General features: G+C 69.7%; 28 protein-coding genes. 17 read left to right on the top strand and 11 right to left on the bottom strand.

What is annotated here, in order from left to right; translation table 11 throughout:
* Positions 1 to 8 precede the first annotated feature (8 nt).
* Both G6N48_RS10295 and G6N48_RS10290 read right to left on the bottom strand, forming a co-directional pair.
* Positions 9 to 1,103, bottom strand: a complete 1,095-nt coding sequence (locus G6N48_RS10295) for a glutamate--cysteine ligase 2 (protein ID WP_085268117.1) — start codon at positions 1,101 to 1,103, stop codon at positions 9 to 11.
* A gap of 40 nt (positions 1,104 to 1,143) precedes the next feature.
* Positions 1,144 to 1,578 (bottom strand): anti-sigma factor antagonist, encoded by a 435-nt coding sequence (locus G6N48_RS10290; RefSeq protein WP_179969866.1) that lies wholly within the window; start codon positions 1,576 to 1,578, stop codon positions 1,144 to 1,146.
* A 153-nt stretch (positions 1,579 to 1,731) separates the two neighbouring features.
* Here G6N48_RS10290 and G6N48_RS10285 point away from each other — a divergent pair, with 153 nt between their 5' ends.
* On the top strand, positions 1,732 to 2,352 hold the full coding sequence (locus tag G6N48_RS10285) for a TetR/AcrR family transcriptional regulator (protein WP_085268116.1): 621 nt from the start codon (positions 1,732 to 1,734) through the stop codon (positions 2,350 to 2,352).
* Positions 2,353 to 2,368: 16 nt separating this feature from the next.
* On the opposite strand, the gene G6N48_RS10280 is transcribed toward G6N48_RS10285, so the two are convergent.
* Both G6N48_RS10280 and G6N48_RS10275 read right to left on the bottom strand, forming a co-directional pair.
* Positions 2,369 to 3,025 (bottom strand): DedA family protein, encoded by a 657-nt coding sequence (locus G6N48_RS10280; protein ID WP_085268115.1) that lies wholly within the window; start codon positions 3,023 to 3,025, stop codon positions 2,369 to 2,371.
* Positions 3,022 to 3,891 carry an SGNH/GDSL hydrolase family protein gene (locus G6N48_RS10275; protein WP_085268114.1) on the bottom strand — a complete coding sequence of 290 codons (870 nt, stop codon included), beginning with the start codon at positions 3,889 to 3,891 and terminating at the stop codon, positions 3,022 to 3,024. The genes G6N48_RS10280 and G6N48_RS10275 overlap by 4 nt, the downstream gene beginning before the upstream one ends.
* A 122-nt stretch (positions 3,892 to 4,013) precedes the next feature.
* Here G6N48_RS10275 and G6N48_RS10270 point away from each other — a divergent pair, with 122 nt between their 5' ends.
* The 3 genes from G6N48_RS10270 to G6N48_RS10260 all read left to right on the top strand — a co-directional run bounded on the left by G6N48_RS10270 (position 4,014) and on the right by G6N48_RS10260 (position 6,713).
* Positions 4,014 to 5,063, top strand: a complete 1,050-nt coding sequence (locus G6N48_RS10270; RefSeq protein WP_232066589.1) for a permease — start codon at positions 4,014 to 4,016, stop codon at positions 5,061 to 5,063.
* Positions 5,064 to 5,262: 199 nt separating this feature from the next.
* Positions 5,263 to 6,231, top strand: coding sequence for a Rieske 2Fe-2S domain-containing protein (locus tag G6N48_RS10265; RefSeq protein WP_085268112.1), 969 nt, complete (start codon positions 5,263 to 5,265; stop codon positions 6,229 to 6,231).
* A complete protein-coding gene (locus G6N48_RS10260; RefSeq protein ID WP_085268111.1) occupies positions 6,228 to 6,713 on the top strand; it encodes a hemerythrin domain-containing protein in 486 nt (161 codons plus the stop codon). The genes G6N48_RS10265 and G6N48_RS10260 overlap by 4 nt, the downstream gene beginning before the upstream one ends.
* A gap of 1 nt (position 6,714) precedes the next feature.
* Here G6N48_RS10260 and G6N48_RS10255 read toward each other — a convergent pair whose 3' ends face one another.
* The 3 genes from G6N48_RS10255 to G6N48_RS10245 form a co-directional block, all read right to left on the bottom strand.
* Positions 6,715 to 7,362 carry a TetR/AcrR family transcriptional regulator gene (locus G6N48_RS10255; protein WP_085268110.1) on the bottom strand — a complete coding sequence of 216 codons (648 nt, stop codon included), beginning with the start codon at positions 7,360 to 7,362 and terminating at the stop codon, positions 6,715 to 6,717.
* Positions 7,363 to 7,851: 489 nt separating this feature from the next.
* Entirely contained in the window at positions 7,852 to 8,973 is a 1,122-nt protein-coding gene (locus G6N48_RS10250; RefSeq protein WP_085268109.1) for an Rv2629 family ribosome hibernation factor, read from the bottom strand.
* A 188-nt stretch (positions 8,974 to 9,161) separates the two neighbouring features.
* Positions 9,162 to 11,003, bottom strand: coding sequence for an AMP-dependent synthetase/ligase (locus G6N48_RS10245; protein ID WP_085268108.1), 1,842 nt, complete (start codon positions 11,001 to 11,003; stop codon positions 9,162 to 9,164).
* A gap of 309 nt (positions 11,004 to 11,312) precedes the next feature.
* Between G6N48_RS10245 and G6N48_RS10240 the strand changes: the two genes are divergently transcribed.
* On the top strand, positions 11,313 to 12,272 hold the full coding sequence (locus G6N48_RS10240) for a GNAT family N-acetyltransferase (RefSeq protein ID WP_372511319.1): 960 nt from the start codon (positions 11,313 to 11,315) through the stop codon (positions 12,270 to 12,272).
* A gap of 129 nt (positions 12,273 to 12,401) precedes the next feature.
* On the opposite strand, the gene G6N48_RS10235 is transcribed toward G6N48_RS10240, so the two are convergent.
* The gene (locus G6N48_RS10235; RefSeq protein ID WP_085268144.1) at positions 12,402 to 12,662 is read right to left on the bottom strand and encodes a hypothetical protein; all 261 of its coding nucleotides are present in this window, start codon (positions 12,660 to 12,662) and stop codon (positions 12,402 to 12,404) included.
* A 222-nt stretch (positions 12,663 to 12,884) separates the two neighbouring features.
* Here G6N48_RS10235 and G6N48_RS10230 point away from each other — a divergent pair, with 222 nt between their 5' ends.
* Together G6N48_RS10230 and G6N48_RS10225 are read left to right on the top strand one after the other, a co-directional pair.
* Positions 12,885 to 14,072, top strand: a complete 1,188-nt coding sequence (locus G6N48_RS10230; protein WP_085268106.1) for an alpha/beta hydrolase family protein — start codon at positions 12,885 to 12,887, stop codon at positions 14,070 to 14,072.
* A gap of 14 nt (positions 14,073 to 14,086) precedes the next feature.
* The gene (locus G6N48_RS10225; RefSeq protein WP_085268105.1) at positions 14,087 to 15,493 is read left to right on the top strand and encodes a wax ester/triacylglycerol synthase family O-acyltransferase; all 1,407 of its coding nucleotides are present in this window, start codon (positions 14,087 to 14,089) and stop codon (positions 15,491 to 15,493) included.
* Here the strand turns inward: G6N48_RS10225 and G6N48_RS10220 are convergent, their stop codons facing one another.
* A complete protein-coding gene (locus G6N48_RS10220) occupies positions 15,494 to 15,706 on the bottom strand; it encodes a hypothetical protein (protein ID WP_179969935.1) in 213 nt (70 codons plus the stop codon).
* Positions 15,707 to 15,883: 177 nt separating this feature from the next.
* On the opposite strand from G6N48_RS10220, the gene G6N48_RS10215 reads away from it, so the two are divergent.
* From G6N48_RS10215 to G6N48_RS10205, 3 genes are all read left to right on the top strand, one after another.
* Entirely contained in the window at positions 15,884 to 16,501 is a 618-nt protein-coding gene (locus tag G6N48_RS10215) for a hypothetical protein (RefSeq protein ID WP_085268103.1), read from the top strand.
* Positions 16,502 to 16,625: 124 nt separating this feature from the next.
* Complete coding sequence (locus tag G6N48_RS10210; RefSeq protein WP_085268102.1) at positions 16,626 to 17,774, top strand: site-2 protease family protein; 1,149 nt, start codon at positions 16,626 to 16,628, stop codon at positions 17,772 to 17,774.
* Complete coding sequence (locus tag G6N48_RS10205; protein WP_085268101.1) at positions 17,771 to 18,565, top strand: universal stress protein; 795 nt, start codon at positions 17,771 to 17,773, stop codon at positions 18,563 to 18,565. The genes G6N48_RS10210 and G6N48_RS10205 overlap by 4 nt, the downstream gene beginning before the upstream one ends.
* A 43-nt stretch (positions 18,566 to 18,608) precedes the next feature.
* Here the strand turns inward: G6N48_RS10205 and G6N48_RS10200 are convergent, their stop codons facing one another.
* Positions 18,609 to 19,496 carry a universal stress protein gene (locus G6N48_RS10200; RefSeq protein WP_085268100.1) on the bottom strand — a complete coding sequence of 296 codons (888 nt, stop codon included), beginning with the start codon at positions 19,494 to 19,496 and terminating at the stop codon, positions 18,609 to 18,611.
* Positions 19,497 to 19,745: 249 nt separating this feature from the next.
* Here G6N48_RS10200 and G6N48_RS10195 point away from each other — a divergent pair, with 249 nt between their 5' ends.
* Both G6N48_RS10195 and G6N48_RS10190 read left to right on the top strand, forming a co-directional pair.
* The gene (locus G6N48_RS10195) at positions 19,746 to 20,423 is read left to right on the top strand and encodes a helix-turn-helix transcriptional regulator (RefSeq protein ID WP_085268099.1); all 678 of its coding nucleotides are present in this window, start codon (positions 19,746 to 19,748) and stop codon (positions 20,421 to 20,423) included.
* Positions 20,420 to 20,860, top strand: a complete 441-nt coding sequence (locus tag G6N48_RS10190; RefSeq protein ID WP_085268098.1) for a hypothetical protein — start codon at positions 20,420 to 20,422, stop codon at positions 20,858 to 20,860. The genes G6N48_RS10195 and G6N48_RS10190 overlap by 4 nt, the downstream gene beginning before the upstream one ends.
* A 10-nt stretch (positions 20,861 to 20,870) precedes the next feature.
* On the opposite strand, the gene G6N48_RS10185 is transcribed toward G6N48_RS10190, so the two are convergent.
* Positions 20,871 to 21,371, bottom strand: a complete 501-nt coding sequence (locus G6N48_RS10185) for a DUF1990 family protein (RefSeq protein WP_085268143.1) — start codon at positions 21,369 to 21,371, stop codon at positions 20,871 to 20,873.
* A gap of 58 nt (positions 21,372 to 21,429) precedes the next feature.
* Between G6N48_RS10185 and G6N48_RS10180 the strand changes: the two genes are divergently transcribed.
* The 5 genes from G6N48_RS10180 (at position 21,430) to pgsA (ending at position 26,393) form a co-directional block, all read left to right on the top strand.
* On the top strand, positions 21,430 to 22,314 hold the full coding sequence (locus tag G6N48_RS10180; RefSeq protein WP_085268097.1) for an aldo/keto reductase: 885 nt from the start codon (positions 21,430 to 21,432) through the stop codon (positions 22,312 to 22,314).
* A gap of 36 nt (positions 22,315 to 22,350) precedes the next feature.
* Positions 22,351 to 22,974, top strand: a complete 624-nt coding sequence (locus G6N48_RS10175) for a PaaI family thioesterase (protein ID WP_085268096.1) — start codon at positions 22,351 to 22,353, stop codon at positions 22,972 to 22,974.
* A gap of 65 nt (positions 22,975 to 23,039) precedes the next feature.
* Positions 23,040 to 25,160, top strand: a complete 2,121-nt coding sequence (thrS, locus tag G6N48_RS10170) for a threonine--tRNA ligase (protein WP_085268142.1) — start codon at positions 23,040 to 23,042, stop codon at positions 25,158 to 25,160.
* The gene (locus G6N48_RS10165; RefSeq protein WP_085268095.1) at positions 25,157 to 25,738 is read left to right on the top strand and encodes an HIT family protein; all 582 of its coding nucleotides are present in this window, start codon (positions 25,157 to 25,159) and stop codon (positions 25,736 to 25,738) included. Before thrS ends, G6N48_RS10165 begins: the two co-directional genes overlap by 4 nt.
* A gap of 7 nt (positions 25,739 to 25,745) precedes the next feature.
* On the top strand, positions 25,746 to 26,393 hold the full coding sequence (gene pgsA / locus G6N48_RS10160) for a phosphatidylinositol phosphate synthase (protein WP_085268094.1): 648 nt from the start codon (positions 25,746 to 25,748) through the stop codon (positions 26,391 to 26,393).
* Positions 26,394 to 26,399 lie beyond the last annotated feature (6 nt).

The following is a 26,399-nucleotide window of genomic DNA, read 5'->3' as shown; positions in this document are numbered from 1 at the left end:
GTTTGAGGTCATTCGAGCGTGGCGGTGGCGATTGCCGCGACGACGTCGAGTGCGTCGCGGTGTTCTCGCCAGGCCCTCAGCTGCCGCATCGCCCCGTTACCCCGCGCCGCGACCCGGTCGAGTTCGTCGACCACCCGGTCGTACTCGCCGAGAGTGTCGAGCGCGGGACGCAGGCGTCGCACCAGCGCGCCCAACTGCTCACGCGCCGGGACGGCTCCGCGCCCGTCAACCAGGTCGAGCGCGTGGCCGGCGAGCCCGTCGTGCGCGGCCTTCCAGTAGGCGGCCCGCAGCGCGCCCGGGGGCAGGCGCGCGACATGATCGCCAGAGTCGCGGGCGGCCAGGGCCGTCATCACCGCCGCCCTGATCAGGGTGGCCAGCAGCACGGTCTCGGCGACCGTGGCCGGGACGTCGGCCACGCGGACCTCGACCGTCGGGAAGTCGGCCGACGGGCGCACATCCCAATAGACCATGTCCTCGTCCAGAATCACTCCCGCGTCGACCAGCAGGCGCACCGTGCGGTCGAAGTCCTCGGGCGAGGTGAAGAACGGCGGCGGCCCCGCGGCCGGCCAGCGGCTCCAGAGCACGCTTCGCCAGCTCGCGTGGCCGGTGTCGGCGTTGCGGTACAGCGGCGAATTGGCCGACAGCGCAAGTAGCGACGGCAGCCACGGCCGCAGCCAATTGCTCACGTAGATCGCGGCCGCGCGATCGGGCACCCGCACGTGTACGTGACACCCGCAGATGCCCTGCTCGTGCGCGATCATTCCGAACTGCGCTCCGATGCGTCGGTACCGCGGGGTGTCCGTGACGGGGAACGCGTGCGGGGTGACCGGCGGGAGCCCCGCGGCCAGCAGCCGCACCCCCGTGGCCTCGGCCGCCTGCGCGGCGGTGTGCCTCAACCGGGCGAGTTCTGCGCCCAGCTCGGCGCTGGTCGCGGCCACGCTGGACGTGGTCTCGACCTGACAGCTGCTCAATTCCAGCTGCAGCTGCACCCCTCGGCGCTCAGCCTCCGCGGCCACCTCGGCGTTGCGCGCAGCGGGTTGGCCCGTGCGCGGGTCGACGAGGAGAAACTCCTCCTCGGCACCGAAGGTGGGATGATCGCTCATCGAGCCGGACGACCCGGTCGGTGCCCACGCGGACCGATGGTCAGCGCGCGGCGCCCACCAGCGCGGAGTCGGCCGTTGGGTAGACCGGCAGCAGCGAGTTGAGTCCGCACGCGTCGACGATCCGGGCGACGATCGAGCGGTGGCTCACGAGCCGCAACTCGATGCCGCGTTGCCGGCACCGCCGCGCCTCGTCGGCCAGCACCGCGAAGGCGCAGCAGCCCATGAAGTCGAGGTTGGTGACGTCGACGACGAAAGGCCCGGGCGCGGTGACGACGCCGGCCGCCTCGCCGACGAGCCGGCGCCACGTGTGCTCGTTGCAGGCGTCGATCTCGCCCCCGGCGTTGATGAGCACCGCAGGGCCGAAGCGGTCAGTGGTCGCCCTCAGCGTGCTGTGCGGGTCACCCAGTTCGTAGACAAGACGGGTGCTGAGCATCAGATGCGTGGTTGGCATCCGTTCCGCAATGACTGGACTCATGTGGACCCCCTGATCGACTGGCGTCGGTGACGCAGCGATGGATGCCCGTCCTTTTGTCTGAAGACAGACTTTCGCGAAGTGCGAACCTCTGTTCTATAACGAGACAGGGCGGTCTGTCTACACGTGTCGCGCTAAGAGTATGGTAAGGCCGGTATGGCGAAACCCGATGTCGTGGCCCCGGCCCCGTCGGCTCGTGAACGCATCCTCACCGCGGCCTACGAGCTGTTCAGCCGGCGTGGAATTCGTGCGGTCGGCACCGAAGAGGTGATCGACCGTGCCGGCGTGGCCAAGGCCACCCTCTACCGTCACTTCGCGACGAAGAACGACCTGGTGCTGGCCGTGCTGTCGCGACGCGAGGAGCTTTGGACCCACGGCCTCATCGAGGAGCAGTCACGGCTGCGCGGCGCCACCCCCGAGGAGCAGCTGCTGGCCATCTTCGACGTCATGCACGACTGGTTCCAGCTGCGCGACGGCTACGAAGGCTGTTCGTTCATCAACGTGCTGCTCGAACTGGGGGCCGACCATCCCGTGGGGCAAGCCTGCATCACCCACATCGGCCACGTCCGCGACATCGTACGGCGGCGCGCACTCGCGGCCGGGCTCAGTGACGTCGAGGACTTCGCGTCGTCGTGGCACATCCTGATGAAGGGAGCCATCGTGCTTGCCGCCGTCGGAGAGCTGGACGCCGCCCTGCGCGCCCGGAAGATGGGCCGCGCCCTCATCGACGAACACCGGCCCGTGGCGGCCCGGGACGCCGGCGAGGCGGTCGGCTAGCCGGCCGGCGCCTCCCTCAGGCCGCGGCCGTGTCGGCCTTGCGGTAGTGCTCGGCCTCCAATTCGGCGATCGCGCGCGCGGTGCGCTCCCGCAACAGGATTGCGGCGCCGATCCCGACGACGACCGCCACGACCAGTCCGATCCAGGAGAACCGCTGCAGCCACTGTTCGGCGGCCATCCCGGCGTAGTACACCAGCGCGGTGGTGCCGCCCGCCCAGCAGATCGCGCCCGAGACATTGGCCGTCAGGAACCGCGGGTAGGGCATCTTCAGCGCGCCGGCCAGCGGGCCGGCGAAGATCCGCAGCAGCGCGATGAACCGGCCCAGGAACACCGCGCGGGCGCCCCACCGGCCGAACAGCTTCTCGGCGAGCGCGACGTGCCCCGGGCCGAAGTGCTTCGGGAAGCGGCGGCCCAGCCGATCGAAGAGGGGCATGCCGAAGCGGCGTCCCACCGCGTAGCCGATCGAGTCGCCGGCCACGGCGCCGATCACCGCGGCGACGCCGACACCGATCGGATTGACGGCCAGGTCGTGATGCGACGACATCAGCGCCGCGCTGACGAGGATGATCTCGCCGGGCAGCGGGATGCCCAGGCTTTCGACGCCGACGACGCCGCCGACCACGAGGTAGACCGCCAGTGGCGGAATCGTGTGCAGCAGCGCCTCCACGTTCATGCGTCAAGGATGCCTGACGTGCGGTTGGTCTGCGCGGTGATGTCCCCGTTTGCCGCCGGCGCGCCATCGCCCGACCGGCTCGGCGTGGTCAGCGGCTCCAGCCACGGCCGTTTGGGCTCGCGCCCGTCGGCCGACGACATGCCGCGCAGGCGCCGCCAGATCCACGGGAACAGCGCGCCCTGGGTCCACCGCAGCTGTTCGTATGCGCCGCCGGCCAGCGAGCGCCGCGTCGGGTTGAGGCTGGGATAGGCCCAATCATGGTTCGTGTCAGGCAGATTCAGTGCTTCCGCGGCCGCCGCGGCGAACAGGATGTGCCCCCTGGTGGAGGCGTGCACGCGGTCGATGGCCCAGGTGTCCAGCTCGCGCATCGACGCGGCGTTGTACAGGTCGACGAGCCGGAACCCGTACCGGTCGGCCGCCGCCCGGATGGCGCCGTTGATCCGGGCGAGCCGCGCCGACACCAGCCGACCGAGCGGGAGGAACTGCGCGACATTGGGGAAGGTCGTCGTCACCACCGTGGCGCCCGACCCGGCGAGCGCGGCGTAGAGCACCTCCAGGTCGCGCAGGGCGGGGCCGAATGACCGTCCCGGCTGGATCACGTCGTTCATGCCGGCGCAGACGGTGACCAGATCCGGGCGCATCGCCAGGGTCGGCGGGAGCTGCTCGGCGAGCACGTCGGCGATCCGCTTGCCGCGGATCGCCAGGTTGGCGTACTGCAGCCCCGGGTAGAGGGAATCGATTTTCGCGGCCAGTCGATCGGCGAACCCGAGCAGGCCGATGCCGTCGTCGCCGTCCCACAAGCCCTCGGTCTGGCTGTCACCGATGGCGACATACCGGCGATACCCGTCCCGAACGACCCCGCGCACGAAGCCGAGACTAATAGGTGACGGGAATCGTGTGTCGGAGCCATTTCGGCGAGTGATCGACAAACCCCGAAACGGCCACCTCGGCGAGTGCGGCGGATTGTTTTGCAATAGCGTCGGTGACCGTGGCGACGCGCCTGAAAGCGAATGGGGTCGGTGTCTGCGCGACGCTGGCCGTGTTCGTGGCCGGACTGCTCTGGGCGAAATGGTTGCCCTACGTCGCGAAAGCGGCGAAAGCCCAACGCACACGCCATTGGTCGGGGTCGAGCATCCTGAAGGTCGGCGGGGTGCGGGCCGGGGACGGCCCGACGTGGCACGCCGCGACGACGTTCTTCCACGCCTACCTGGGCTCGATCTGGCCGGCGCTGGTGGTGGCGCTGCTGCTCAGCGCGTCGATTCAGGCGCTGCTGCCCGGGTCGTGGCCGGCGCGGGTCCTCAACCGCGGCCGGCCGGTCTCGAGTGCGCTGGCCGGCGCGGTTGCCGGCATGCCGTCGATGATGTGTACCTGTTGCGCCGCCCCGGTCGCCGTCACGTTGCGGCGCAACGGAGTTGGTCTGCCCGCGGCCGTCGCGTACTGGCTGGGCAACCCGCTGCTGAACCCCGCGGTGCTGGTGTTCCTGCTCTTCGTTGCGCCTTGGCAGTGGACGGTCACCAGGGCGGTGGTGGGCCTGGCCGTGGTGCTCGGCGTCGGGGCGCTGGTCGGCAGCGTCACCGGCGGGCCGCCCGCGACCGTCGCCGCGCCGGGCGACGAGGGCGGGCGCGGGCCGCGCGGGTTCACGTGGGCGCTGCTGCGGCTGTCCGCGATCCTGTTGCCCGAGTATGCGGTCCTGGTGCTTCTCGTCGGAGCGTTCCGGGGCTGGCTGCTCGCCGCGGGGCAATCGACGCACCCCGGTGGCGACGGTTTCCTCACGGGCCTGCTGGTCGTGGCGGTCGCGGCGATCGTCGGCACGCTCATGGTGATCCCCACGGCGGGGGAGATTCCGATCCTGTCGGGCCTGGCGCTGCTCGGCGCCTCCTCGGGGACCATCGGTGCGCTGCTGGTCACCCTCCCCGCGGCCAGCATCCCGGGCGTCGCGATGGTCGCGCGCAGCTTCGGATGGCGGGCCACCGCGGTGACGGCGTCGTCGGTGATGGCAGCGGGATTCCTGGGCGCGGCGGTGCTCACCCTCCTCTGAGGGGGTCCGGAGCCGGACTACGCCGTTTCTACAAGTCCACTTTGTGGTAATTCACAGGCAACTGGCAATCAGGGGCAAGGGGGCGAAGTTAGCGTGGTCGGGGCAGGGCTGACGCGGATGTGAGGGCACGCAACGACGGGGTAATCGGTTCGGGGGCGCTACGCCGTCTGGCTTTCGAATTCGAGGAGGGACTGGTGCGATGAGCGGGTCAGGAAACCAGGGATTGCGCAAGCTAGGGGCGCGGGCGATCGCCGCCATCGGCCGCCAGGAATGGCTGGACCGGCCCAGCTACCGGTTCGAGCACCTAGTCAGTTTCGCCTACAACGGGCTCGGCGGCGCCCGCGACACCGTCACCAACGCGCTGCACGGCGTCTGGCTCGGGCACCCGGCGCACCCGCCGCTGGCGTCGCTGACCAGCGGGGCGCTCGGCACGACCGTCGCGCTCGACGCGCTCAGCCTGCTGCCGGGGCAGCCGGCCACCGAGGTCCGCGACGCGTCGCGGTTCGCCGGCCGGGCCCTGGGGGTGGGCATCCTGGCCAGCATCGGCTCCGCGCTCACCGGCGTGACGGACTGGCAACACACCCACGAGGAGGATCGGCGGGTCGGGGCGGTGCACGGCCTGATCAACCTGGCCGCGACGGCGCTCTACGCGCAATCCTGGTGGGATCGCCGCCGGGGCCGCAACCGCCGCGGGATCGCGCTGACGGCCGTGGGTTACGGCCTCACGGTGGCGGGCAGCTACCTCGGCGGGGCGCTGGTGTTCGAGTCCGGCATCGGGACCGACCGATCCGGGCAGCGGCTGCGCACCACCAAATGGACGCCGGTGCTGCCGGCGAGCTCACTGAACGGCAAGCCGGTGCGCGTCGAGGTCGACGGGGTGGGACTGGTGCTGTGCCGGACCGGACCGGGAGGCGTCACGGCGTTCGGCGAGTTCTGCCCGCACCTCGCCGCCCCCATGGCCGACGGCTGGCTCGACCGCGGCAGGCTGGTGTGCCCCTGGCACGGATCCTGGTTCGCGGCCGAGTCCGGGGAGGTGCTGCGCGGTCCGGCCGCGGCCCCGCTGCCGTGTTATGAGGCCCGGCTGGCCAACGGAATGGTCGAAGTCCGCGGCGGGCGGGAGCCGGTCGCGGGCGGAGCAATCGGAATCGGAGAAGGAGAAGCGCAGTGAACGCCTATGACGTGCTCAAGGAACACCACGTGGTGCTCAAAGGCCTGGGCCGCAAGATCAGCGAGGCGCCGGTCGAGTCCGAAGAGCGGCATGCCCTTTTCGACGACATGCTGATCGAGCTGGACATCCACTTCCGCATCGAGGACGACCTGTACTACCCGGCGCTGAAGCGGGCCGCCAAGCTGATCGCGATCGCGCACGCCGAGCACCGCCAGGTGGTCGACCAGCTTTCGGTGTTGCTCAAGACCCCGCAGAGCGACCCCGGCTACCCCGACGAGTGGAACTCGTTCAAGACCGTGCTGGAGGCGCACGCCGACGAGGAGGAACGCGACCTGATTCCCGCGCCCCCCGAGGTCGAGATCAGCGACGCGGAACTCGAGGAACTGGGCGAGGAGATGGCGGCCATGATGGAGCGGTACCGCGGCTCGGCGCTGCACAGGCTGCGCACCAGGGGTCGGGCCGCGCTGGTGCGCTCCCTGTGACCTACGAGTTGTAAATGCTGGCCAGCCAGATGTGAACGAGCGCGTCGATCACCTGGCCTTCCGGGATCGACGCCTCCTCGGCGGTGAAGGTCGCCGCCATCATCCGCTCGCTCAACATGTTCAGCGCCACGGAAAGGTCCTCGGCCGGGATCGTGTCGGGCGCCACGCCCTTGCCGCGCTCGGCTTTGATCGCCAGGGTGGTGAAACCTATCCACCGCTGCATCAGCGTCGACCACAGCTGACGGACCTCGGGGTTGGTCGACTTCGCCGCCGCGCCCGCCACGGCGACCGCAGGGTGGGCGCCGGACACCTCGAAGAAGGATTTGATGCGCGTTCGCCACACCGTCTCCGGGTCGCCGGACAGATCGCCCCCCAGCACCCGCAGCGCGGCGTTGGCCTTGCTGTTCATCTGGTCGAGCAGAGCCAACAACACCGCATTCTTCGACGGGAAGTAGAAGTAGAACGTGGGCCGCGAAATCCCCGCGCCCTTCGCCAGGTCGTCGACGGAGAAGTCGGCCAGCGGCCGTTCGCCCAGCAACCGTTCGGCGGTGGCCAGAATCGCCTGTCTTCGGTCGTCGCCCGAGTGGTGCAACGAACGCCGCCGCCGGGAGGCGTGCGAATACGTGGTTTGTGTCGGGAGGTCGGACACGCCCGTTACTTTATGGGCCTGTCGATATACGTCGACGAAACGGTTGATGACAACCAGCAATAATGTCGATTAAGAAATGCGGCGTTTTATCGATTAATTTGTTCGCCCGTCGGCGACGCCCCGAAATGCGTGGGCGACCGTCGGCCCCGCCGGCGAGCGGACGAACGACCCCGCGGAATGAGGACTTCCGCCCCTACTTTGCGCCCGCCCGCCGATGCTCCCATGTAACCAAGCGAATCACCTCGCGACGCAAGGAGACTGGCGATGGTGGGCGATGGTGAGGCAACCAGGACGTGCCACGTCGACGTACTGAACGAAGAGCACCACGAACGTGGCCTGGCCGGCACCCGGCGCCCGCTCACCGGCCGGCACCACTGAGTCTGCGGATAGGCAGAGCGCGTCGCCGCGCCGGGCGCACCCCCATGCTGCGGCGGTCCCGGGAATCCCCCCGTCCGGGACCGCCGCTCCAACTTTGCTATCCGGTTCCTGTCAGGCGCCGCGACGGGCGACGCTGTCGGCGGCATACCGCAGCACCGCACCGATCCCGTCGGCAAGGGCCAACCCGCCGTCGGCCCGGACCAGCGTGGCGCCGACCGCGACCGCGTTGTAGGGCAAAGCCTCGTCGGCGCGCACCACTCGCTGCATCGGCTCGCCGAGCTCGGACAGCGCGTCGGCATCGGTGGCGATCGTGGACAGTGAGCGCCCCGTCACCACGGTGGCGTCACCCAACTCGCCGACGATGAGGGTCTCGACGTTGCCGTCGCGCAATGCGGAGCAGACGTCGGCGAGCCCGGCGGCGGCCAGCCCCGAGCGGCGCCCGACTTCGGCCCTGAAGCGGTCGGCGATACCCGTCATCTCCGCGTCGCGACGCCGAGCGAACTCGGCCGAGGCCAGTTCTCGAATCTCGTCGTCGTCGATGCCGATCTTGCGTGCCCCGGAATGCACCTGCGATGCCCGCTCGGTGACCCGCCGCGGCAACTCGGAGACCAGATCGGCCAGCGATCGTGTTTCTCCGCAAAGGAATACGACTTCGGGGTTTGCCTTGTCGACCAGTCGCACGAGTTCGTCGGCGACCGCTCGACAGTTCATCCGGATGGCCTCTTCGGTGGTGTGCTGGTAGTCGCCGTAGCCATGCCAGCCGCCGGTGGCCGGCTTGTGGACCGGATAACCACCGCCGTCGATGCTCGTGGAGCTCACGGTGCGGCCGCGGTAGATGCTGATATCCGCACCGGCACGGTCGATGGCCGCAACGACGTAGGTTGGGCGCCGTATCTCCAGGTCGATCAGCGGAACGACGTACGGGTAATCCGACAGGCGAATCTCCATTGCCGGTGGCGGACTGACCAGGTGATCGTTGATCAGCACCTGCTCGTGGGTCGCGATCACCGCCCGGCCGCGGTGGCCGATCGCCGGCCGGTGGTGCAGCACCGCGCGCTCCACCATGCGGATGACGCCCGCATCGGCGCCCAACTCTTCGAGACGCCGGCGAATCAGGTGCCATCTGGTTTCGAGTTGCTCTACGGCGTCCTCGGTGTCGTGCGAGTCGTCGTAGTACACCGAGGCGAACGGGCCTTGGGCTTTCACCAGCCAGGTGAGGCGCTCCGATTGCATGCCATGCCTCTTTCCTCTTCACGTCTTGGTTCGGTCTTGGGGTGGCGTATGCCAACACCGTAGGAAGGCCCGACGCGGTTCCACGAGAGTCGTTGGCCAGCAGGTAGAGGACTTTCGTCCCTATGGTGCCGCGCGTGCAGCCACCAACGATGCGAGGCGCGACGCGGCCGGCGCGGGGTGGCCCGTCGTCACCGTTGGTAGAGAGCGTCGAGGTCGTCGGCGAACTTGCCGATGACCGCCTTGCGGCGAAGCTTCATGCTCGGCGTCAAATCTCCTGCCTCGATTGATAATTCGCGATCGGCGATCGTGAACGCCTTGACCTGCTCCCACCGGTTCAGTTCGGCGTTCAAGGCGTCGATGTAGCCGGAGATCAGTTGACGCGTCTTGTCATCGCGCGCAATCTCGCCGAAGGGCCTGCCGCCCAGCCCGTTCTTGCCGGCCCAATCGGTGATGGCCTCGGTGTCGAGGCTGACCAGCGCCACACAGTACGGCTTGCCCTCCCCGTAGACCACCAGCTCGCTGACATAGGGACAAAGGCCCTTGAACTTCGCGTCGATGGCCGAGGGTGCGACGTACTTGCCCTGCGAGGTCTTGAACATGTCCTTCTTGCGGTCGGTGATCCGCAGGAACCCGTCCGCATCGACCTCGCCGACATCGCCGGTGTGAAACCAACCGTCCCCGTCGAGCGCCTCGGCGGTGGCGTCGGGCAGGCCGTGATAGGCCGCCATCAGACCGGGCCCCTTGAGCAGGATCTCGCCGTCGCCGGCGATCTTGACGTCGGTGGCCGGGAAGGGCAGGCCGACCGTCCCGAATCGATACGCGTTGGGGCGGTTGATGAATGACGCGGCCGCGGTCTCGGTGAGGCCGTAACCTTCGAGCACCACGATGCCGACGGCGTCGAACCATTGCGCCACGTCACGGTCCAGGGCGGCGGCCGCGGAGACGAAGAACCGCAGCCGCCCGCCGAACCGCTCCCGGATGGTGCTGAAGACCAGCCGGTCGGCCACCCGGTAGGCCAGCGATGACGCCAGCGACGGTTTGCGGCCGGCCTGCCGGGCCTCCGACACCTTCAGGCCCACACCGACCGCCCAGTCGAACACCTTCTTGGTGAACCTGCCCTGCTCGGCGGCCATCTCCTCGATGCGGGCATGAGCCTTCTCGAAGATGCGCGGCGCCGCGCCCATGATGGTGGGTCGCAGCAGCGCGAGGTTGTCGATGATCCGCTCGACACGGCCGTCGATGGCAGTGGGAAAGCCGATCTGCAGCGGCAACGCCAGCATCACCTTTCCGAACGCGTGGGCCAGGGGCAGCCACAGGAAGTTCAGGTCGTCCGGCCCGAGGATGCCCAGCGCGTCGATGGCCGCCGCGGTGTAGGTCCACGCGCCGTGCGTGAGTCGCACGCCTTTGGGCCGGCCGGTGGTGCCCGAGGTGTAGATGAGGCTGGCCAGTTGGTCCGGGCCGACGGACGCGACCCGATCGGTGACGGCGCCCGGCGAGTCGGCGAGCAGTTGCTTGCCCATCTGCTCGAGTTCGGCGAGCGACATCACCCAGTCACCGTCGCCGTTGCCGTCGATGACGACGACCCTGCTCACGTCCGGCAGCTCGGCGCGGTGCTCGAGCAGCTTCTCGAGCTGCACGCGGTCCTCGGCGATCACCACCCGGCTTCCGGAGTTGGCGACGATGTATGCGACGTCGGTGGCGTTGGTCGTCGGATACACCGTGGTGGTCGCCGCACCCGCGCACATGATGGCGAAATCGGCCAGCACCCACTCGTAGCGGGTGGACGACGCGAGCGCGACCCGGTCCTCGGGGGCGATTCCCAGCGAAACGAGGCCCGCGGCGAGGGTGCAGACGCGCTCGCCGACCTGCTGCCAGGTGACGCTTTCCCACGCGTGGTCGTGCGGATAACGAAACGCCTCCGCGTACGGGGTGGCGGCGACGCGAGCGAGGAACATGTGCGCCACGGAGGGCGCGCGGTTCTCGATCTTGCTGAGGTCGGGCCGCTCCATTGTGGCCAGAGCTGTTTTCATGTGCTAATCCGTTGAGGCCGAACCGGATACCGGTGGTGTGTGGGGCGCGAGCCCCTTCGATGCTGCCGCGACCGGCCCCGGTGGGGATAGTGACGAAAGTCACGCGACGGTAGGCGAATGGCCCTCGGGTGGGTGCAAAGGCCTTTTGTCACCGCGTTCGTCCACTTACTTCCGCAGTCGGCGCCCGCGGCGGCCGCTACGGTATGTCGGGTGGAGGCGCGGCCCGCGGGTACCGGTTCGCAATCGCCGGCCCGGCGGCGCGGTCCGGCGCCGCCGGCGGATGCAGCGGCGAACGTCGACGCCGCTGGTCTGGCGACGCTGCAGGTGTTCGCCGGTGTCCCGGCGTCCGAACTGACCGCGCTGGCTGCCGGCCTTTCGCCTCTGGCCGCGGGCGCCGGCGACGTGTTGATGTGCCAGGGCGAGCAGGCTTTGTCCTTCGCGATCATCGCGTCCGGTCGCGTCGAGGTCAGGCACGTCGCCCCGGACGGCCAGACCGTGGTGACCGTGCTGTCGCCCGAGACGATCGTCGGCGAGATCGCGCTGCTGCGGCGCAAGGCCAGAACCGCGACGGTGATCGCGAAGGACGCCGTGCGCGGCTACACCGGATACAGCGCCGCATTCGATTGCATGCTGGCCATGCCCGCGGTGGCCGACAGCATGGTCCGCACCGCGCGAGGGCGCCTGGCCGCCAACATCACCCCGATCCCATTCTCGACCAAAGACGGCGCCCCCCTGTTGTTGCGCCCGGTGCTGCCCGGTGACGCCGAGCGGTTCACAAGCAACGGCGCGTTCTCGCGGCAGACCCTCTACCGCAGGTACCAAGGTGCCGCGCCGACCGAGGCGCGGCTGGCGTACCTGTTCGAGGTCGACTACGTCGACCACTTCGTCTGGGTGGTCGTCGACAGCGCGAACGGGGCCATCGTCGCCGACGCGCGCTTCATCCGCGACGAGGACGACGCGTCGTCGGCGGAGGTCGCTCTCACCGTCGCGGATGCCTATCAGGGCAGGGGAATCGGCACAATGCTGCTCGGCGCGCTGGCGGTGGCGGCGCGCGTCGGCGCCGTCGAACGCTTCCACGCCCGGGTCCTTTCCGACAACCCGCCGGCACGCGCGCTGGGCGCCGCGGTGAACGCCCGCTGGCATCAGGAGGAGCCGGGGGTGGTCACGACGACGGGAGAGATCCCCGAGTCGGACGGCCCGGCCCTCGATGCCCGCACGTGCCGGCGAGTCCAGCAGGTGGCACGTCAGGTGATCCATGCCTTCGACTAGGGGCGAGCGTTTTCAATTGTGCAACAAGGGCTTTGAGTGTGCGCTCAGGGTGGCGTCAGTCGGCGTATCGCCGCCCTGGCCGCCCTGGACGCCGGGAACGCACACTCGGCGAAAAAGCCGGCGGAAAGGCTACTTGCTCATCACCTCGCCGGCGCTGCGCACCACGCTGCGGAAGAATTCGATCCGCGTGGTGACCAGTTCGTCTGCGAGGTCCAGGGCGGCGTCGACGACCGTCTTACGCCGCGACTGCTCGGGCAGCACGGGACTGATCTGATCGACGAACTTGCGCACGGCCTCGATGGCCTGCTTGCGCCCGGCCTCGACCGATTCGAGAACGTCGTCGGAAAGCTCGGCCCAACGCGGCTCGGATTTAGCCGGTGCTTCTGCCATGATCTTGCTCCTCATCAACATGTTCGGCGCCGCTTGACGTTTGCGGCGGCCCCGACGTTACTGTCGGCCGGACAGCGGCGCGAGTGTCGAAAGTCCCCTCGAACGCGTCGCGATGCTCACATCAGCAAGCCCTTTGCGCGCCCGGCCAACCGGGGACTTTCGGGGCGGGCACCGGGACGTAAGTCCCTAACCCGACGTCGCGGGGGCTGTTAGCTTTCTGCCATGGCGAGACCCCTGGGCGGCGTCGCGGGCCCTTTCACCCACACCGGTCGGTACCTGGCCGGAGTGTGGCGTGACTATCTGGGGCAATCGCACGACGAGCTCCCCATCGCACGGCCCACGCTCGCATTGGCGGCACAGGCCTTCCGCGACGAGGTCGTCCTGCTGGGGCTCAAGGCGCGCCGCCCGGTCAGCCGCCCCGACGTGTTCGAGCGCATCACGCGGGAGGTGGTCGCCGCCCTGGATTTCTACGGCACGCAAGGAATGTTGGACAAGCCCAAGCGGTTCTTCGCCGCGCCGCCGCCGCTCACCGATGTCACGGTCCGAGAAGTCAAGGGCGGCAAGAATTCCTACGATCGCCTGTTCTTCGACAGTGGGTACCGGCCGCGGCCGGGTGAACCCGGTGCGCAGCGCTGGCTGGGCTACACCGCGAACGACCGCGAGTACGCGCTGCTGTTGCGCCATCCCGAGCCCCGGCCGTGGCTGGTGTGTATACACGGAACGGAGATGGGCCGCGCCGCACTCGATCTCGCGCTGTTTCGGTCCAGGCGGTTGCACGACGAGTTCGGCCTCAACGTCGTCATGCCCGTCCTGCCGATGCACGGGCCCCGGGCGCGGGGACTGCCCAAGGGCGCGGTGTTCCCGGGGGAGGATGTCCTCGACGACGTGCACGCGACGGCTCAGGCGGTCTGGGACATCAGGCGGCTGCTGTCGTGGATACGTGCCGAGGAGCCCGGCTCACAGATCGGGTTGAACGGTCTCTCGCTGGGCGGCTACATCGCCGCGTTGGTCGCCAGCCTCGAAACCGGCCTGGTCTGCGCCATTCTCGGTGTCCCGGTGGCCGACCTGATGGGGCTGCTGCGGCGGCATTCCGGCCTCGCGCCCGACGACCCGCGCCGTGCAACGATGGAGATGGCCGAACCCGTCGGGCGGATGATGTCTCCGCTTTCGCTCGAGCCTCTGGTGCCCAAGCCCGGCCGCTTCATCTACGCAGGTGTCGCCGATCAAGTGGTGCACCCCCGCGATCAGGTGGTTCGCCTCTGGGAGCACTGGGGCAAACCCGAGATCGTCTGGTACCCCGGCGGCCACACCGGTTTCTTCCGCGCCCGCCCGGTGCAGCGGTTCATCGAGGCCGCGCTGCACCAGTCGGGGCTGTTGGACGAGGCGTCGACGCAGCGCCGCCCCGCCTGATCGGGGGAATCGGCATGCATCCCCTGGATCCGCTGGACGCCGCGATGATGACGGCCGAGCTGCTGGCCAGCCCGATGCATGTCGGCGCCGTGCTGATCCTCGCGCCGCCCGACGGCGTGCGCCCCGACTACGTGGACGAGGTGTATCGAGAGGCGCTCGCGGGCGCCCATGCGGTCGACCCCCGGCTGCGTCGATATCCACACCGCGGTATCGACACGGGCGGGTTGTGGGTGTGGCGGGAAGCGAAAACCCTTGATTTGCAGCGGTACTGCCAGCGCCGCAGCGTGTCCGAAGCGGGCTTATGGCGCTTGATCGGCGAGCTGGATGCAGAGCGGCTCGATCGCGGCGGCCCGATGTGGGCGTCGTATCTCATCGACGGACTCGATCGGGGCCGGTTCGCTCTCTACATCAAGGTGCACCACACCGTCGTCGACGGTGTAGCCGGTCTGCGGATGATCACCGATGCGTTGAGCGCCGACCCGCAACGGCGGTCGATGCCGCCCTTCTACGCGGACAGTCGCCGAGAATCCGCGCCGGCGCCGGGCGGGCTGGTGCCCCGATTGATCGCGCCGCTGCGCTCACTGGTCGACGCGGCGTCGTCGAGCGTCGGGCTGGCCGGGCGGGTGCTCACCGGTGAAGTGTCGACCGTCCTCGATGCCCTCGTCGGTCACACCACCGTGCTGCCGTTCGGGGCCCCACATACTCGGTTCAACGGCCGGCTGGGTTCGGGGCGGGCGGTCGCGGCGGGCAGCTGGGCGAGGGCCCGGATCCAGGCCGTGCAACGGGCCGCCGGGGTGACGGCCAACGACGTGGTCACCGCGACGATCGCGGGCGTTCTGCGCGGCTGGCTGGGTGAACGCGGTGAGCTGCCCGGGCAAACACTGGTGGCCGCCTGCCCGATCACGGTGCGGGACCGCGAAAGTGACGCCGCGAACGAGGCGCACGGCAACAAGTTCGGGTTGTGGATGTGCCCCCTGGGCACCGACCTGGACGATCCTGTTGCGCGGCTGGATCTGGTCCACCGGTCGATGGCCGAAGGTAAGCGCTGGGTGGGCGAGCGCGGGTCCGCGGCCTCGCTGCTGACGAACGCGGGCAGCATCGCCGCGACCGTGCTGGGCCCGCTGCTGCCGTTCACCCCGAAGTTGCGCACCGGTTATAACCTGCCCGTCTCACACGTGCCCGGCCCCGGTGCCGAAATGTACCTCAACGGTGCGCATGTCGAGGAGATCTACCCCGTGTCGACGGTCTACGACGGGATGGCGCTCAACGTCACGACCTGCTCGTACGCCGACCGGCTGGGAGTCGGCTATGCCGCGGGCGCCGAAGCGGTGCCCGACATCGACACGCTGATACCGCTGACCGAGCAGTGTCTGACCGAATTGGAGCGCGCCCTGGCGGGCCCGCGCCGGGGGATGCGCTGACTAACGGGTGGGCCGTGCGGCGCGGCCCACATGGACCATGACGCGGTCCAGGACCACCGTGGCGAGGTCGCCGTCGTCGGCGACGCGCGACAGCCCCCGTCGCCGCAGGAAGGTGTCGAGGCGTCGATCGGGGGACCAGTCGGCGTAAGTCGTTCCCAGGTAACGGGAGTCGAGGAATTCCGCGGCCAGGGCGTCCACGTCGGTCTCGGTCAACAACAACGGTGGGTCAGCACCCATAGCCGTCAGGCTCCTTCGTTCGCCACGCAACTGCCGCAGCCAAGTTACGTCAACCGAGGTCATTATTCCGTCACGCCGAGATTGCGGATAGGGCCCAAAGTCCCCGACCATTGACCCTGGTGGTCGAACGCCACACGCGTCCAGACTGGCGCCATGGTCAAACTGACACGACGGATCGGCGAGACGGCGACACTGCTTGCGGTCCTCTACGGCGCGCGACGGTACTACCGCAACTGGGGTGCGACCAAGGCCGAAAGCCGGATGCCGCTGCCCGGTGACGCCGCGGTGGCCGACCCGGCCATCCAGACGACCGAGGCGGTGTACATCGACGCGCCCGTGTCCTCGGTCTGGCCCTGGCTGCTGCAGATCGGTCATCGCGACGCCGACACCATCCGCCGGGAATGGCAGCACCTCGCGATGGGCGACCAGGTCCGCCTGGCCCCCGAGGGCTGGATGGGGCTGCCCGGCGGGGTGACCATGAGCGTCGCCGCGGTGGCGCCCGAGAAGTATCTTGTGCTGCAGTCCACGCGAGCGGGCCGGCGCTGGGACATGGTGTGGTCGTTTCACATTCAGCCACACTGGGAGGACAGGGTGCGGCTGTTGACCCGGACCAGGATCGCGCTGCGGCATCCCGGCGAGGTTTTCGCCATGGAGCTGCTTCGGCCGGTGATCGCGCTGGGTACCCGCGCGATGCTGCTGGGCGTCAAGCACCGGGTCGAGCGGCTGCCCGGCACCCAGCCGATCCGGCCGGTCATCAAGATCGTCAACTGATCCATCGTGGCAAGGCCAATTGGCCGCCCGCGCAAGGTCCAACGACCCTAGCGATGGCCGTCGCGCCGCCCTAGCTTTGGGCGGAAAGCGGTGAACGGACCGCCTCGAACGGAAGGCTGGAGACGTGCACGACGCGATCCCGCTGGGGCGGATCGCCGGGTTCCCGGTGAAGGTCCACTGGAGCGTACTGGTCATCCTGTGGTTGTTCACCTGGAGCCTGGCAAGCACACTGCCGAGCAGCGCCAAGGGCTATGCACCGCAAGCATATTGGCTTGCGGGTGGGTGCGGTGCGGTGGTGCTGCTGGCGTCGCTGGTCGCCCATGAGCTGGCGCACGCGCTGGTGGCCCGCCATTTCGGAGTCGCGGTGGGCGACGTGACGCTGTGGCTGTTCGGCGGCGTGACCACACTGAAGGGCGAGGCGAAGACGCCCAGGGCCGCGCTACGCATCGCGATCGCGGGTCCGGCCACCAGCCTGGCGCTGGCGGCGGGGTTCGGCGGCCTGGTCGCGGCGCTGCGCACCGTCGGTGCCGCCCCGATCGCGGTCGGCGTCGCGTCGTGGCTGGCCGGTATCAACCTGCTGCTCGGGTTGTTCAACCTGCTGCCGGGCGCGCCGCTGGACGGCGGCCGGGTGCTGCGGGCCTATCTGTGGCGCCGTCACGGCGACAGCGTGCGCGCCGGCATCGGCGCGGCGCGCGCCGGGCGGGTGCTGGCGTTCGTCCTGATCGGGCTCGGCCTGGTCGAATTCGGGTTCGGCGGTCTGGTGGGCGGCGTCTGGCTGGCGTTCATCGGCTGGTTCATCTTCGCCGCCAGCCGCGAGGAGGAAGGCCGGATCACCGCCCAGCAGATGTTCGAGGGCGTGCGCGTCGCCGACGCGATGACCGCCCGGCCGCACACCGCCCCCGGCTGGATCACCGTCGAGGACTTCATCCAGCGGTACGTGCTCGGAGACCGGCACTCGGCCTACCCGGTCGCCGACGTGAACGGAACGATCGTCGGCCTGGTCACCCTGACGCAGCTGCGCGGCGTCGCCCCGGCCCGGCGTGCCGCGACCAGAGTGGGCGACATCGCGCTGCCGATGCAAGCGGTGCCGACCGCCGCCCCGCAGGAGCCGCTGACCAGACTGCTCGAGCGCATGGCGCCGGCCGGATCCCCCGGCCGCGCCCTGGTCGTCGAGGACGGCAGGGTGGTCGGCATCGTCACGCCCACCGATGTGGCGCGCCTGGTCGACGTCTACCGTCTCGCCGCGCCCCGGACGCCGGTGACGGCGCCATGAAACCGGTCATGGTGGGGATCGACGGCTCGCGGGCCGCGGTCGCGGCGGCGCTGTGGGCCTGCGACGAGGCCATCGGCCGCGGGGTGCCGTTGCACCTCACCGCGGTCATCAAGGCGACGCACCCGTCGCCGGATGACTATGCCCGCGATCTCGCCCATGCCGAAACCGCGCTGCGGGCAGCGCAATCCGCGATCGAGGCGAGTGGAAAGCCGGTCGTCGTCGAAGCCGAAGTGCTGCGCGGGCCGCCCGCGCCGGTGCTGGTGGAGGCCTCCCGCGACGCCGTCCTGGTATGCGTCGGATCCGTCGGGATCGGACGTTATGCCCGCTCGATCCTGGGCTCGGCGGCAACCGAACTCGCCGAGCGCGCACACTGCCCCGTCGCCGTCATCCGCTCCGGGGGCGAACATCCCCCGCCGGACGTCAACTGGATCGTGGTCCGAATGAGCGACGCGCCCGACAACGACGCCGTCGTCGGCACTGCCGCGACCGAGGCGCGGCTGCGCCGGGCCCCCCTGCTGGTCCTGGCGGGCCGGCCGGAGGACCTCACCGATCACGAGGACGGCGTCTTCGTGCGCCGCATCGAGCAGTGGCGGCAGCGCCATCCCGACGTGCGTGTCTACCCGATACTCAGCCGGGCGGCCATCGCCAGCTTCCTGCGGGCCAACCACGAGCGCGTCCAGCTGGCGGTGATCAGCGGCTCGGAGGCCGATCAGCTGGCGAAATTGGTGGGGCCGGCGGGGCATCCGCTCTTCCGCCATCCCGAGTGCTCGGTGCTCGTCGTCCGCCGATAGGCGACCATGCACTTCGGCGGCGGTCGGCGTTCGCCGCCCTGCCTCAGCCCGGTTCCCGGGCCACGATCACCGGTACCCGCGCCATCTGGGCGACGGTCTCACCGACCGACCCCACCAGCATCCCGGCGAATCCGCCCCGGCCACGGCTGCCGACCACCACCAGCTGGGCCTCGTCGGAGCGCTGGACGAGCTGCCGCGCGGGCTGCGCCCGCACGACGCTGCGGCTCACCCGCACATCCGGGTACTGTTCGCCCCAGCCCGCCAGCCGTTCGGCAAGCACCTCTTCGGCCATCGATTGTGTTGCCGGCCAGTCGATCTCGGAGAACTCGGAGTCTTGATCGCTCCATGCGTGCAGCGCCACGACGCCGGTGCCGCGGCGCGCGGCCTCGTCGAAGGCGATCGCCGTCGCCGACTCCGATGCCGGCGAGCCGTCGATGCCGAGCAGCACCGGCGCCCGCGCCGAAGGCGGCGTCGCGGCCTCGTCGTCGTGGATGATCGCGACCGGGCAGTGCGCGTGGCGCAGCAGCGCCGAGCTCACCGACCCGAGGAGCCGGCCCGGCCACCGCCCGCTGCCCTGCGCCCCGGTGACCACCAGCTCCGCGTCCTTGGACAGATCGATCAAGGTGGGGACGGCGCCGGAAGCCATGATCTCGGTGTTCACCGCGGTGGGACCCCCGTCCCGGCAGGCCTCCTCGACGACCTTCAGCGCGCCGTCGACCAGTCGGCGGCCGTGATCCTGCTGCCAGCGCAGCACGCCGGCGGGCATCGGTGTCCTCAACCAGCTCGACACCTCCGGTGAGATTGCGTGCACGAGCGTCAGCGGGACCTTGCGCAGCTCGGCGTCGAGTGCGGCCCACCGCACCGCCGCTCTGGCGGCCGGTGAGTCGTCGATGCCGACGACGATTCCCATGGGTGCGTGACGCGATGACATGGCATGTCCTTTCGGGGGCTTTTGCTGGAAGTGGGCTTGGCCACCCGTCGATGACCGTATTGACGTCGCGGGTGCACAGGGCAGAGGCGTTTGTCACCAGAGCAGCGAACGCAAGTCCTCGACGGGCGAGATGACGGCGTTTGTACAAGACTTGCTGAGTAAAATGGGGCCGGCGCGACCGCTACCGACGGGGACCGCCCGCCGCCTCGCCCACACAGGTCACCGCCGAGCCGTCCGCGGGAAGGGAGCGTGAGGGAGATCGCCACGTCGATTGGGGAATCCGCCGGGCGCCGCCGCGAGGTACTACGGGTGCTGCGCGCCTCGCCGGATCCGATGAGCATCGCCGCGATCGCGGATCTCCTCGCGGTGCATCCCAACACCGTGCGGTTCCACCTCGAGAGCCTCGTCGGCGACGGGCAGGTGGAGCAGGTCGAGCCCAGCCGCAAGGGACCCGGACGCCCGCCGCTGATGTTTCGCGCGGTCCGGCAGATGGACCGCGGCGGCACCCGGCACTACCGGATGCTCGCCGAGATCCTGGCGTCGGCTTTTGCCGCCGAGCCCGACGCGTACGAACGGGCCGTGGCCGCGGGGCGATCGTGGGCACGAAAGCCCGACGCGATACCGCCGGCGCCACCGGCCGGCTCCACCGCCGACGACGCCGTCGAGCACCTGGTCGACATGCTGGACGAACTCGGCTTCGCGCCCGAGCGCCGCACCGTCGACGGCAAGCAGCAGATCGGCTTGCGGCACTGCCCGTTCCTGGAACTCGCCGAGAACCGGGCCAGCGTCGTCTGCCCGGTCCACCTCGGCCTGATGCAGGGCACCGTTCAGAGCTGGCAGGTGCCGATCTCGGTCGACGGGCTCGAACCGTTCGCCGAACCCGACCTGTGCCTGGCCCACCTCACCGTGGGCGCCGCGGGCGGGTGACCGCGGGTCCCGCGGTCGCCGTCGCGTCGACCTTCGTCTGGCTGGGCATGGTGCTGGCCATCTCGTTTCTGGAGGCCCCGCTGAAGTTCCGCGCGCCGGACGTGACGTTGCGGATCGGACTCGGCATCGGGCGCTTGGTGTTTCGCGCGCTGAACACCGCCGAGGTGGTCCTGGCCACAGTCATCGCGGCTGCGCTGGTTGCCGGTCCGACGCGCGTGCCGGTGGTCGCGGCATTCGCCGCGGGCCTCGCCGCGCTGGCCGTCCAGTTGATCGCCGTGCGCCCGGTGCTCACTCGGCGCTCCGATGAGGTGCTCGCCGGCCGAGACGCGCCGCGCTCGCGGGCGCATTACGCATACATCGGCCTGGAGGCGGTCAAGGTGCTTGCGCTGGCGACGGGCGGAATACTGCTGTTGGCGGCAGGCAGTCAATGCCGCTGACGGCAGCCCGTCACACCCCGCGCAGGTAGCGCCGGGCGATGACGCGCTGCGCCACCGAGACGACCGGGCGGGCCGCTCTGCTCCACCACGTCGCGGGCCGCGAGAAGGCCGTCACCTCCGCGAACACCGCACCGGTGGCGGGATCGTGGCGGACGACGAAGCGCTCCTCGCCGGACTCTGGGTGACCCGGCAGCGTTCCGTAGGCGAATCCGCGGATCCCCGGCTCGTCGATGACGTACACCACGCGGCAGGGCGCCGGCAGAAAGCCCATCCGCACCAGCACCACCGCGTCCAGCACCGCCTCGTCCGAGCTGGCCCGCACCCGCAGCCCCGCGCCGCGCTGCATGCCCCAGTGCATGACCGCGTCGGCGGCCCGCTCGAAACGTTCTCGGCCCGTGCCGATCTGGGTCTGCACGTGCAGATGGCCGTATCCCGCCGGCAGCGCGCCGGCCGCCGTCGCGCCGACTTCCGGGTACGTCAGGGGGAGTTCTTCGAGCGCTGCCAGGTCCACGTGGTCCAGCTTGCCACGCCGGGTCACGCGGCCAGCCGCGCGGCGTACGGTCGTAGAAATGACCGCACAAAACTCGAAAGCTGTTGCCGAGGCGTCGGGAACGTTCACACTCGGCGGCGACCTGACCATCAACCGGCTGGGATTCGGCGCGATGCGCCTGACGGGCAAGGGGGTCTGGGGTCCCCCCGCAGATCGCGACGAATGCGTCCGGGTGTTGCGGCGGGCCGTCGAACTCGGCGTGAACTTCATCGACACCGCGGACTCCTACGGCCCGTACGTCTCCGAGGAAATCATCCACGAGGCCCTGCACCCCTATGACGGCCTGGTGATCGCCACCAAGGCGGGGCTGCTGCGCACCGGCCCCGACGTCTGGATCCCGCTGGGCAATCCGAGCTATCTGCGGCAGGAATGCGAGATGAGCCTGCGCCGCCTCGGCGTCGAGGCCATCGACCTGTTCCAGCTGCACCGCATCGACGCGAACTTCCCGCTGGCCGACCAGGTGGGTGAGCTGCTGGCGCTGAAGAACGAGGGCAAGATCCGTCATATCGGCCTGTCCGAGATCGACGTCGACCAGCTCGACGCGGCCCGGCAGATCACCGAGATCGTGTCGGTGCAGAACATGTACAACCTGGCCGCGCGCGGAGCCGAGGCGTTGCTGGATGCCGCGGCCGCCCAGGGGATCGGTTTCATCCCGTGGTTCCCGCTGGCCGCCGGTCCGCTGGCCGCCCCGGACGGCCCGCTGCAGCGCATCGCCGCCGAGCACGACGCCACGCCGTCGCAGCTGGCGCTGGCCTGGTTGCTGAAGCGTTCGCCGGTGATGCTGCCCATCCCGGGCACGTCCAGCGTCGCGCACCTCGAGGAGAACGTCGCCGCCGCCGAGATCACGCTGAGCGACGACGAGTTCGAGACGCTGGCCGCGGCCGGGGCCCAGAAGACGGTCTGAGACCCCGGCGGCGCCGGCCACCGATACGGTGTCCTGGTGGCCGGCGACACCAACACGCACCCTGGTGGCGGATTCAACCGGCCCGAACCGACCACCAAGGGCGGCCCCGACTACGGCAGGTTCATCGAGGCGGTGCGCCGCGTGCAGGATCTGGCCCGCGCGGTCGACGCGCCCGACGAGCTGATCACCGAGGCCGCCGACCTGCTCGAGAAGGTCTCGGAGCTGCTGACCCCGTTCGACGCCGACGAATGGGAGTCGCCGTCGGGGCGCCGGATGGACCTGCCGCAACGCGGCAACATCCTGTCGGTCCCCATGTGGGCCCGCAAGGGCGACGACGGCCGCGTGCACGGCTCGGCCCGTTTCGCTCGGTTCCACCTGGGCCGTAACGGCGCCGTGCACGGCGGCTGCCTGGGCATGCTGTTCGACTCGGTGCTCGGGCTGACGTCGTCGGTGCTCACCGGCGGGCCCTACCAGCGGACCGCCTACCTGAAGATCGACTACCGCCACATCGTGCCGATCGAGACGGATCTGCAGTTCGACGCCGGCATCGACCGGGTGGACGGCCGCAAGATCTTCGTGTCAGGCCGGCTCACCGAGGGTGACACGCTGCTGACGGAGGCCGAGGCCCTGTTCGTGCGGCTCAAGCCGGGGCAACCCTGACGCCGTTCGGCCCCGATAGCATGGCATCGACCGAACACGGCACCCACACCTTGGAGAAACACGCGATGAGCGCCCCCGCACACCCCGACGCAGGTGGCAATGGCGGCGACCCGCAGCGCCCGGCTGCGCCGGGCTTGCGTTCGCCGCAGGCAGCCCTGATCCGGGTCCCTGCCGGCACCACCGCGGCCGCCGCGGTCGGCGCGGCGGGGTTGCCGCGGCGGGGCACGCCCGACGCGATCGTGGTGGTGCGCGACGCGGAAGGCAAGCTGCGCGACCTGAGCTGGGCGCCCGACGCGGACGCCGAGGTGATCCCGGTGGCGGCCAACACCGACGAGGGTCGCAGCGTCATCCGGCACTCGACCGCGCACGTGCTGGCCCAGGCCGTCCAAGACCTGTTCCCGCACGCCAAATTGGGCATCGGGCCGCCCATCACCGACGGCTTCTACTACGACTTCGACGTCGCCGAGCCGTTCACCCCCGAAGACCTGGACAAGCTGGAAAAGCGGATGCGTCAGATCGTCAAGGACGGGCAGCTGTTCGACCGGCGTATCTACGAGTCCAAGGACGCCGCGCGCGCCGAGTTGGCCGACGAGCCGTACAAGCTTGAACTCGTCGACGACAAGTCCGTGGCCCAGGACAAGATGGACGAGATCATGGAGGTGGGCGGCGACGAGCTCACCGCCTACGACAACCTCAATCCCCGCACGCGGGAACGGGTTTGGGGCGACCTGTGCCGGGGGCCGCACATCCCGACGACCAAGCACATCCCGGCGTTCAAGCTGACCCGAAGCTCGGCCGCCTACTGGCGGGGGGACCAGAAAAACGCCAGCCTGCAACGCATCTACGGCACCGCATGGGAATCGCAGGAGGCGCTCGACCGGCACCTCGAGCTGGTCGCCGAGGCGCAGCGCCGCGACCACCGCAGGCTGGGCGCCGAGCTCGACCTGTTCAGCTTCCCCGACGAGATCGGTTCCGGCCTGGCGGTTTTCCACCCCAAGGGCGGCATCGTGCGCCGGGAGCTGGAGGAGTACTCGCGGCGCAGGCACATCGACGCCGGCTACGAATTCGTCAACACTCCGCACATCACCAAGGCGCAGCTGTTCCACACCTCGGGGCACCTGGACTGGTACGCCGACGGCATGTTCCCTCCGATGCATCTCGACGCCGAGTACGACGACGACGGGAACGTGCGCAAGCCCGGGCAGGACTACTACCTCAAGCCGATGAACTGCCCGATGCACACGCTGATATTTGCCTCGCGGGGCCGCTCGTACCGGGAACTTCCGTTGCGGCTCTTCGAATTCGGCACGGTGTACCGCTACGAGAAGTCCGGCGTGGTGCACGGGCTGACCCGGGCCCGCGGGTTCACCATGGACGACTCGCACATCTTCTGCACCCGCGAACAGCTGCACGGTGAGCTGGCGTCGCTGCTGCGTTTCGTGCTCGAGCTGCTCGGGGACTACGGGCTCGAGGACTTCTACCTCGAGTTGTCGACCAAGGACGAGGAGAAGTTCGTCGGCTCCGACGAGATCTGGGAGGAGGCCACCGCCGCGCTGGCCAACGTCGCGCAGGAATCGGGCCTGCAGCTGGTTCCCGATCCCGGCGGCGCGGCCTTCTACGGCCCGAAGATCTCGGTGCAGGCCCGCGACGCGCTGGGCCGCAGCTGGCAGATGTCGACCATCCAGGTGGACTTCAACTTCCCGGAGCGCTTCAACCTCGAGTACACCGCCCCGGACGGGACCCGCCGGCGCCCGGTGATGATCCACCGCGCGCTGTTCGGGTCGATCGAGCGGTTCTTCGGCATCCTCACCGAGCATTACGCCGGGGCGTTCCCGGCGTGGCTGGCGCCCGTGCAGGTGGTCGGCATCCCGGTGGCCGACGAGCACGTGGCTTACCTGAAAGAAGTTGCGGCACAACTGAAGTCGCGCGGTGTACGGGTCGAGGTCGATGCCAGCGACGACCGGATGGCCAAGAAGATCGTCCAGCACACCAGCCAGCGGGTGCCGTTCATGCTGCTGGCCGGTGACCGCGACGTGGAGGCCGGCGCGGTGAGCTTCCGCTTCGGTGACCGCACCCAGATCAACGGCGTGCCCCGCGACGCCGCGGTCGACGTCATCGTGGCGTGGATCGCTGATCGTGAGAACGCTGCTCCCACAGCCGAACTGGTGAAGGTGGCCGGTCAGTGAGCGACCGCGAACGCGCCAACGGCGACGACGCCATCCTCGACACCGGCGTCGGCGAGGAGGACCACCTGCAGCGGCTGTGGACTCCGTACCGGATGACCTACCTGGCCGAGGCGCCGATGAAGCGGGACGCCGCCAACTCCTCGGCCAAGTCGGAGCAGCCGTTCACCGACATTCCCCGGCTGTCCGACGAGGAGGGCCTGGTGGTGGCGCGCGGCGAGCTGGTGTACGCCGTGCTCAACCTCTACCCGTACAACCCGGGGCATCTGATGGTGGTGCCCTACCGGCGGGTCTCGGAACTGGAAGACCTCACCGACGCGGAGAGCGCGGAGTTGATGTCGTTCATCCAGAAGGCGATTCGCGTCATCAAGAACGTGTCGCGTCCGCACGGTTTCAACGTCGGCCTGAACCTCGGCACGTCGGCGGGTGGCTCGCTGGCGGAGCACCTGCATGTGCACGTCGTCCCGCGCTGGGGCGGCGACGCGAACTTCATCACCATCATCGGGGGGTCCAAGGTGATTCCGCAGTTGCTGCGGGAGACCCGCCGGCTGCTGGCCGCCGAGTGGGCTCAGCGCCCATGAGCCACCAATGAGTAAGGCGCCGTTCCTGTCCCGGGCGGCGTTCGTGCGGGTGACCGCGCCGGCCGCCAGGGCGGCCCTGCGGATCGGCCTGACCCCGGACGTCGTCACCGTCGTGGGCACCACCGCCTGCGTGGCGGGGTCGCTGACGCTCTTCCCGATGGGCAAGCTGTTCGCCGGCGCGTGCGTGGTCTGGTTCTTCGTCGTGTTCGACATGCTCGACGGGGCGATGGCGCGGGAACGGGGCGGCGGGACGCGGTTCGGTGCGGTGCTGGACGCCGCCTGCGACCGGATCAGCGACGGCGCGGTGTTCGCCGGGCTGCTGTGGTGGGTGGCGTTCGGCATGCACGACAAACTATTGGCGGTCGCGACCCTGATCTGCCTGGTGACCTCGCAGGTGATCTCCTACATCAAGGCCCGGGCCGAGGCCAGCGGGTTGCGCGGAGACGCCGGCATCATCGAACGGCCGGAGCGGTTGATCATCGTGCTGGGCGGGGCCGGCGTGTCGGACTTCCCGTTCGTCGCCTGGCCGCCGGCCCTGCCGGTGGCGATGTGGCTGCTGGCCGTGCTCAGCGTCGTGACCTGCGCGCAGCGGCTGCATACCGTGCGGACGTCGCCCGGCGCGACGGAGCCCATTGCGAGAACAGGCGACACGTGATCCCCG

It is taken from the genome of Mycobacterium parmense, from assembly GCF_010730575.1.
GTDB lineage: Bacteria > Actinomycetota > Actinomycetes > Mycobacteriales > Mycobacteriaceae > Mycobacterium > Mycobacterium parmense.
This window is presented reverse-complemented; position numbering and strand designations above follow the sequence as displayed.